The sequence below is a fragment of the Collinsella aerofaciens genome, from assembly GCF_901212495.1.
Lineage (GTDB): Bacteria > Actinomycetota > Coriobacteriia > Coriobacteriales > Coriobacteriaceae > Collinsella > Collinsella aerofaciens_H.
Window position 1 is genome coordinate 1,111 of the sequence record NZ_CAAKNY010000051.1, and the last position, 4,718, is coordinate 5,828.

The 4,718-nt window shown below is 62.1% G+C and carries 5 protein-coding genes and 1 pseudogene (1 of these 6 running past the window's edge); 2 read left to right on the top strand and 4 right to left on the bottom strand.

Annotated features, from left to right (window positions below):
* The 4 genes and pseudogenes from SFLMC1_RS05695 to SFLMC1_RS05710 all read right to left on the bottom strand — a co-directional run.
* Positions 1-310: pseudogene (locus SFLMC1_RS05695) on the bottom strand (YjdF family protein) (it extends 104 nt beyond the left edge of the window).
* Positions 311-804: 494 nt separating this feature from the next.
* Positions 805-1,641, bottom strand: a complete 837-nt coding sequence (locus tag SFLMC1_RS05700) for an Abi family protein (RefSeq protein WP_226798387.1) — start codon at positions 1,639-1,641, stop codon at positions 805-807.
* Positions 1,642-1,781: 140 nt separating this feature from the next.
* Complete coding sequence (locus tag SFLMC1_RS05705) at positions 1,782-2,090, bottom strand: TfoX/Sxy family protein (protein WP_152074691.1); 309 nt, start codon at positions 2,088-2,090, stop codon at positions 1,782-1,784.
* Between the two features lie 124 nt (positions 2,091-2,214).
* Positions 2,215-3,177: an Abi family protein gene (locus tag SFLMC1_RS05710; RefSeq protein ID WP_152074690.1), complete on the bottom strand. Its 963-nt coding sequence runs from the start codon at positions 3,175-3,177 to the stop codon at positions 2,215-2,217.
* Between the two features lie 219 nt (positions 3,178-3,396).
* Here SFLMC1_RS05710 and SFLMC1_RS05715 point away from each other — a divergent pair, with 219 nt between their 5' ends.
* Complete coding sequence (locus SFLMC1_RS05715) at positions 3,397-3,603, top strand: hypothetical protein (protein WP_152074689.1); 207 nt, start codon at positions 3,397-3,399, stop codon at positions 3,601-3,603.
* Positions 3,604-4,146: 543 nt separating this feature from the next.
* A partial coding sequence (locus SFLMC1_RS05720) for a collagen binding domain-containing protein (RefSeq protein WP_222838038.1) occupies positions 4,147-4,718 on the top strand: 572 nt, incomplete at its 3' end.

Consider the following 4,718-nt stretch of genomic DNA (forward strand, 5'->3'; position numbering starts at 1 on the left):
CTTCCCTCTGTGCCGCGAGCGCCTGTTGCGCCTTGGTGCCCATCGCCGGCTGCTTAAGGGCCCTCGCCGCCTCGCGGGCGCGCCGCTTGGGGTTCTTCGCGGGCTTGCTCGCCTCGGTCGGCTCGCCACCGAAGAACGAGAGCTTCTCCCATCTGCCGGCAACGAATTGCAGGATCTCCTCATCGGACGGCTCCGCGCCGAAGACGATGCGGGCGACGCCGTACCTCCCGCCCTCGACGTGCTCCGCCAGCCCGACCCAGAATTGGCCGTCGTGATATACGGTCAGGGTGGACGACACGCTGATCTGCATGGCTGGTTCCTCCTTTATGTAGATGACCATGCAGAGAAGGGACAACCAAGGAGGCAGGTTACTGATGCGGACTCCCGCACGCCCGCGACTACCCGACGGGGACTGTGTTTTCATCTCTGATGTACGCATTGTAGCACGCGCGGATTTACGATGTTGATTGCCGGCGCCTAGACGGAGATGAAGGCGGTTCGATCTGGGTCAAGCCGGTCGCTCGTTCATGAAACGGCCGATGGCCGCGTTCATTAGCTCACGACTGATTTCCTGAAAATAAAAGGCACCCATGTGGACACCTACAGGCTATCTTCGAACTACTTGATTTGGAGCAGACGGAGGAAAAAATAGGGCAGACCGCTTTCACGATCCTGCCCCGCAAACCCGAGGGTTTCTAACTAGTAACTATTATGCAGCTAAACGCCCCATTGTCAATCCCGCGGGTATTTGGGTGCACACGCATTGACCGTGAACGGTGATACCCGCGCTGCTGAAAAGAGGGGCTACTCGAGCCAAGCCTCGAAGACCCTCGCGATGAAGTCATGCGACGAGGTTATTACGGTGTTGCTCGCGTACCAGTCGCCGTGAAGCTTGGACCTATCGGCAAGTGCGAGTAGCCTCTCGGGGGTTCCCTCCGCTTTCTCCCTGGGGACGAATCTAGAGTAGGCGTAAGCCAGAACGGCCATCTGCAGGATGCGCGGATTGCGCATCTTCGAGCGCCTGAGGCGCTTGGACATGCCGATTTCGCCGAGAGCCGCGGCCAACGATGCCGGGTACCTCAGCTGCGGTGCGCCCAACGGAGAGCCAAGCCCGTTCACGATGGCGCTCGAATGCGCCGCGGCGTTTCGCAGCGAGTTCGCGCGCCTGAGCATGTAGTGCTCGTCCCTCATCCCGGAATCGCCCCACCGATTGGCGCAGAAGAGGTAAAAGTCGGCGAAGGCGCCGAAGGACGAAAGCTCAAGAAACACCCACGCCGGCATCTCGCCAATCGGGTACCTCGAGACGAACGGTCCCAGGTAGGCATCGTTCCGCAGACGCCTGAGCTCGCCTTCCCTGCGGTTGCGGTCGCCGTGGTTGAGGGCGGCGAGGTAGTCGGAAAGGATCGAGTAGCCGTCCTCGCCTGGCTTCTCGGTAATGCGCTCGATCAGTCTGGTCTTCGCGGAGTTCTCCACATCGAGAGTCAGGGGCAGCAGGAAGCCGCGAAGCTCGCGATCGATGGCGGCGAGGTCGACAAGGTGCCCGAAGTCGAGCCCGGCGTATTGGCCGTCTCGCGGCCCACCAGCGCTCGTATGGGAAGCGCGGCGCCGGCCGCCGGGTCGTAAGCGCCATAACTGCCGCATAGGGTACCCGAAGACTTCCTAGGAGGTCTCCTGGAGGAGTCCTAGGAAGTCTTCGGTTTCTAAGCGTGGTGATGGCGCAATCGCCATATGAGCAGGCACGGGTGATTGATGCCGGCGACGATATGCAGACCCGCGGGAATCTACGCCCGGCGCTTCCTCGGCTCGGGCAGCTCCTGAAGCACGCCCTCCACGATGGCGCGCACGGCGGCTTTGTCCTCCACGTCCACGAGCAGCATCTCCGCAGCGCCCTCGTAGGGCACGGCGGGCACCGAGAGCAGCGCGCGCGAGGACTCCGTGCTCTTCACCAGAAAACGGTCATCGTAGACGCCGCCGAAGAGCTTACCCGACGCATAGAGCAGATACTCGCCCATCATCTTCCGATGTGAGACCTCCGGCACGTCGGCCAGCAGGTCGAGGACGTATTCCAAGTATTCTGCGCTTGACGCCATGCGATGCCCCTCCCTTAATTGACCCAAGTATCACCCGTCTCCTATAGCGAGTGAATATAAAAATAGGGCAGAGTCGCTTGCGCAAGTCCGCCCCTAAAACCGTGATGGTTTTGCTATCTGCAGGCTATTCTACCAACCCGAGCGATTCTGTCAACCTGCGAAGGAACTCGAGCGCGGAGCGAGCTGCGGCGTCGGGCCCCTTGTCGGGCAGCGCCTCGGTTTCGCCGTCGGCCCTGGCGAACATCTCGGCGAGCTCGGATGCGGCGCGCGAGCGCGAGGAGCCCTCGGGTACCAAGCCGGAGTGCGCCACGAGCACGGTCGCGACCTCCTGCATGGCCGTATTCCCCATCCACTTCCTCCTGGTCGCCTTGGGGATTCCCACGGCGGCGACCCTTCGGGAGACGCCGCTGGACGCCGAGCCCCGGGCGGCGCCCCTCTCGGCGAAGCAGTTGATCAGGCACGAGCCGTGCGCGGCGCAGTTGCGGACGGACTTCACGCGCTTGAGGTCGTAGTGGGAGGCCTCGAGGCGCCTGTCGCCCCATCGCCTGGCGCAGAAGCGCACGAAGTCGATGAGGGCGCCGAACGAGGTGAGCTCAAGGAAGGCCCAGGCAGGCATGTCGCCGGAGTACTTCGCGTAGAGGCTCGAGCTGTAGGGGCTGCGGCCGCTCATCTTGAGCTCGCGCAGGCGGTACTCCCTGTTTGCAGTGGTAAGCGATGCCATGTAGTCGGCCACGATGGCGTAGCCGTCCTCTCCGCGGTCCTCCATCTCGCGAAGCAGTGTCACCTTCTGGAAATGCTCGATGTCGAGCGTCATGCCGAGCAGGGCGTGGCGCAGCTCCTGGTCGAGCGCCGCGAGCAGGCGCAGCTGGCCGAAGTCGAGGTCTACGTAGCGGCCGTCGCGCGGGCCTCCCTCGTATTTCGAGAAGAGTTTGCGGTAGGATGCGAGCTTGAAGAAGTTGCACTTGTCGCGCAGGTAGTCCGCGGCCTCTTCCTCGGAACACAGCTCGAAGGCTACGCCCTTCTGCTTGAGGTGCTCTATCTGCTGCTCGATCGTGAGGATCGGCTTCCTATCGTGGGGTTCGGCCATGCTCGGTCTCCTGTCATTGATTTGAGAATCCTATTCTACCAGCATGTTTGCCCTGAATCCTGAAGGCCCGTTCGCCAACTCATAAGCAAGCCACCTGAGACTACTCACTTTGTTCACGAATGGCGAAGACCTGCGACCTGGGGTTTTGCAAATGGCGCGCAAGCCACCCGCGTTAATTCACTTGCGATTGCAGCTGGCGGCTTGCAGGCAAAAGGGCGGTTGAGTTTCAAAACGGGCGTTTTCGGCGCCATCGAGCCTCCAAAGGCGACCCGCCGCGCACTTTGGGACAAAAAACAAAAACTCAAAGCCCTGAGTTTGAAAAAAGTTTTTGAGATTGTCCCAACTTTTGTCCCCGAAGCCGACGAAACGCGACATCGCGTCATTCGGCGGCACGCGTTCCGTGTCGATGCCGAAAACTGGGTGTAACTGGAATGACGGGACGGCAGAACCGACGCCATCGAGTGGGAGTAAATCATCGTACAGATGTTCGTTTTTTTTGGACTGTCCGTATGATTAAAACTCGTACTATTCTGTATCATTCCGTCCACCGGTAACGAGCAAGCCACCGGCACATCGGAACTCAGAAAACCGCGGAGAAGGGCCTTCCATCAAGCGCGATGGAGGGCCCTTTGTCCTATATATGCGCTGGTGGAGCGTCAAATCAGAAGAAAACGACACGATACGCGGCGGCACGGGGCGCGACGCAGCGCAACGGCGCGGACGCCACAGGAGGGCTCCGGGATGCGCGGGACAACGTGCATAACCGAGCGGGCCGCGTATGGGAGCTCTGGCGCGGGAAGTGGAACTCAATTTGAACTCAACGAAAAAAATGAACTCAAATCTCTCCATACACGCAGGTAAATAGTACAGACGATTATTCCCCACCCCCATACAATCGAATTCGGAGCTGACGCAGCCGGGTCACGCGCGCTCACGTGTCCGTTCGGTGAAACCTCGACCACCGGGGACTTGCCGTTCCGCATCACCTGCGCGACCACCGGGGAGTCCCACGTCGTCGTGACCGACGCCAACGGCTGCGCGAGCACGGCGGCCTCGTGGAACCCGCACACCTCCTCGATCAACGCCAACGACCAGGCGCCCGAGGGCTCCTGGGACGTCTCGGCCGGCGTGTGGTTCGGGTCCTCCGGGCCCGACGACTCCAAGGGGGCGCTGCCCTACGACACCTACGAGCTTACCGAGCTCCCCTGCTCGGCGAACGAGGGCAAGGAGCTCCTCGGCCCCATCGAGGTGCGCGTCTACCGCGACGGCGTGACCGTGGACCTGGGAACGCTCACGAACGACGACCTGCCCCGCACCGTGGTCTCCAAGAAGTCGGTGACGGGCGAGGACGAGCTGCCCGGCGCGACCCTGCGCGTCTACGACGCGGACGGCGAGCTCGTGGAGGAGTGGGTCTCCGGCGAGGAGCCCCACGAGCTCACGCTGCTCCCGGGCGCCTACACGCTCCACGAGGAGCTCGCGCCCGAGGGCTACCTCGTCGCCTCCGACGTGGAGTTCGAGGTCGCCGAGGGCGTCCCCGTGAC